This is a genomic window from uncultured Arcanobacterium sp. (assembly GCF_947253055.1).
Taxonomy (GTDB): domain Bacteria; phylum Actinomycetota; class Actinomycetes; order Actinomycetales; family Actinomycetaceae; genus Arcanobacterium_A.
Genome location: NZ_CAMXYE010000105.1, coordinates 1 through 3,275 on the forward strand (window position 1 = coordinate 1; position 3,275 = coordinate 3,275).

Below are 3,275 nucleotides of genomic sequence, written 5' to 3' on the forward strand. Positions count from 1 at the left end.
TTGAACTGCACTTTTCTATCTAAGGCGACAAAAATTTCTAAAAATAAAAACTCTTTATTGCAAAAATAAATCAGCCTATTGTTGTTTAAGACAACTTATACGATATTAATCAAGGTCTAGGCCTGCCCTCGTCATACGCTATACTTTAAGCATGGTGAAGCAGCAAGATTCGATCGCCAACGACCATTTTGGGCAAATTAACTCTACAAATTCAGTCAAAGCCCCTAAACGCGCAAAACAACGAGCGGGAAGTGGGGTTCGCTCTACCTCGCTACGCGATTTCAATTTAAGTCTGCTGCTAAAACACGTAATCACCGAAAATGAACCACCGTCCCGCGCCCGCCTATCCCAGATTACTGGATTAAATCGCTCTACAGTCACTCGCTTAGTGGATTACCTAATTGAATGTGGAATGGTCACCGAGCAAGAGCTAGTGGTAAATGGAGCCGGAAGACCTGCTATACCACTTGCACCTGCTCAACGCACTCATACCGCAATTGGTATTGAGCTGGATCGCACTTCTATTAATCTGCAAGCCGTCGATCTAGCCGGGCTAGTAATTGCTGAAAATTACATTGAGTATTCGAGTAATGATTTTACGAAAATTCTAGAAACTACTCACCGCATTATAAAAACTGCTGTAGAGCAAATTCAGCACGCCCAAATTAACTTAGTCGGAATTACGCTTGCCATGCCGGGACTAATCGACAGCGAAGGCACGAGCATAGTAGATACCCCAAGCCTGAACTGGCCGGCTACTAATATAGCTGCACAGTTCGAAGATTTATGCCAAACTACCCATACCCCTATTACCCTTCTTAATTCCGCTACGGCCGCCGGAATAGCCGAACAATACTTCCGACAAAAAGATGGAATTATAAATGGAGATTTCATCTATATTGGCGGGCAAAACGGTATAGGTGCCGCTCATATGGCACAAGGAAAATTCCCAGATCATCCCACCAGCTGGGGAGGAGAATTAGGGCATACTTTCGTAAGTGACAGCGGAAAAATCTGTACTTGCGGGCGCGCCGGCTGTCTAGAAGCCTATGCCGGACGAATGGCGATTATCGAACTCGCGGGATTACCGCCCAATTCTACCGATGGTCATCTCCAAGCGGCGCTCGCTCGAAAAGATAAAAATGCAGTAGCCACTTTGCATACCACCGGTACTTTACTAGGAAGAGCTGTTTCTAATTACGTTAATCTAGTAGACACTACCGAAATTCTTGTCGGCGGCTACCTACGCGCCCTTTTCCCTTATTTTAAGCACTCTTTCATTAAGGAATTAAATCGCAGCTGCCTGCGCGAACGGCTTTCTCCACTCCGCGTCGACTGCTCAATTTCCGGAAGTAATGCACCTAGCTTCGGAGCAGCTTGGTCGGCAATTCACAGATATATATCTACTCCCGGTATCTGGCATCCGATTCCCAGTGAACTCTTAAATTTCAAATCTGCCGTATCTAGCCCCACGATTATTCTCGATGACGAGGAAGATAACTAACTCGCAATAAAAAGATTCGCTTAAAAGCAATAAAACTATCTCCCCGATTCACGAAATTTGCTGGCCGAGCAGGCGTCTATAGGCCGGATTATCTCTCAGCTCTTGCTGTGTACCTTGGGCTACTATTTTTCCATCGTCCAGCATGATTATGTAATCGGCGATAAGAATAGAAGTTAAACGATGTGCAATAACTACGGTGGTGCGCTCCGCCCGCGCGCGGCGAATATTCTTGGCAATGGATATCTCTAAGAAAGGATCGATATTAGCCAGAGGCTCATCGAGAATAAGCATGTCGGGGTTGCGCAAAAAGGCGCGGGCTATCCCGATACGCTGGCGTTCTCCCCCGGAAAGAGTAGTACCCCGATCGCCAATTTTCGCTTCTAGACCACCGAGCTCTCTAATCAATTCAGCAATATCTGCCTCACCTAACGCTTGCCAAATATCGGCGTCGGTAGCTTGTGGATTAGCTAGCACTAAATTATCGCGCACAGTTCCGGCAAAAATATGGCAATCTTGCGGCACAAGTGCGAGGCGCTCCCGATATTCATTAGGCACATAGGCACGCAGATTTTTTCCATCGAAACGCAGCATTCCGGCCTGTGGATCAAGATAGCGCATAGCTAAGTTGGCCAGAGTAGTCTTCCCCGCTCCGGATTTCCCTACAATAGCAATCGAACGGGCCGGAGTGGCGGTGCAGCTCACCCCGTCAATCATGGGATTATTTTCCTGATAGGAAAATACTGCTTTATCGACCACTAGATAATTTTCTTCGTGTGGATAGGAGTCATATTCCTGCTCCGCAATGGCCGGAATCGGATCTTCGGCATTGAGAATCGTATTTATGCGATGTGCGCAAGCGCCAATTTCTCCTACCCGCCCCAGCATCCCTACTAATGTATTCGCAGGGGTAGGCGTCAATCCCGCCAAAACTACCGCTACTGGTAGCAAAGCGGGATTTAAACTCCCGGCGAGCACCCAGCCAGTTAGCACTACGAGCAATATCGTGGAGCCCACGGTAGTGGCAATCATAGCGAAAGCCGATTCTCCCGCTTTTCGCGTAGCTTGCGCATTTTTTATAGTTTGAATCCGGCGCGTCAAATCAAGTATCAATTGATTCTGCTTCGGTACCATCCCGAGCGAGCGCAATTCACGCTGGCCTTGGATGGAATCCAGTACTGCAATTCGCAACTGCACTAATTGAGTGCGGAGCTCTTTACCTTGCCGGCGTTGTAGAGGCATGAGGAAAAAAGGAAATATAATCATAGCCGCCACCGGAATGACCATTATTAACCCCAAGGGACCAATTAAAGCAACTAAGAAAGCTATAAATATCGTGGGGCTGAAAACTGCACATATTGCGGTAGAAGCAGTGTGTGCATAGAACCATTCCAGTTGCTCTGCATCGTTCATAGCTGCCGATGCGATATCGCCAGTACGTTTTCCTTGCAATCCGAGCGGGGCAATTCTCTCAATAGCGCTGTAAATATGTACCCGAAATGTGTGCAGAATTCGATAAGCGACCTCGTGCGACCACCAGACTTCAAATAAGTTACTCACCGCATGCACAGCCACTAGGGTAAACACTAAAATCAATACAGGAGTTAAAGAGGCACTTTGATTGAGAATGAACTGCGTAGAGGCCCAGACTGAACCAATTGCCACCCCCACTACACTTATTTGCGCCAAAGCAGTGACAATAGTGGAGGCCAAAAAAAGCGGGAGACACTCACGGAGTCTTTTCAACAATGCAAAAAAATCGCGAAAGATTGGG

The 3,275-nt window shown here is 47.1% G+C and carries 2 protein-coding genes; one reads left to right on the forward strand and one right to left on the reverse strand.

Going from position 1 to position 3,275, the window contains the following annotated elements:
• Positions 1-151: 151 nt before the first annotated feature.
• Positions 152-1,504, forward strand: coding sequence for an ROK family transcriptional regulator (locus Q0X35_RS06265; RefSeq protein WP_297566621.1), 1,353 nt, complete (start codon positions 152-154; stop codon positions 1,502-1,504).
• 48 nt (positions 1,505-1,552) lie between these two features.
• Here the strand turns inward: Q0X35_RS06265 and Q0X35_RS06270 are convergent, their stop codons facing one another.
• Complete coding sequence (locus tag Q0X35_RS06270) at positions 1,553-3,271, reverse strand: ABC transporter ATP-binding protein (protein ID WP_297566623.1); 1,719 nt, start codon at positions 3,269-3,271, stop codon at positions 1,553-1,555.
• Positions 3,272-3,275: the final 4 nt, after the last annotated feature.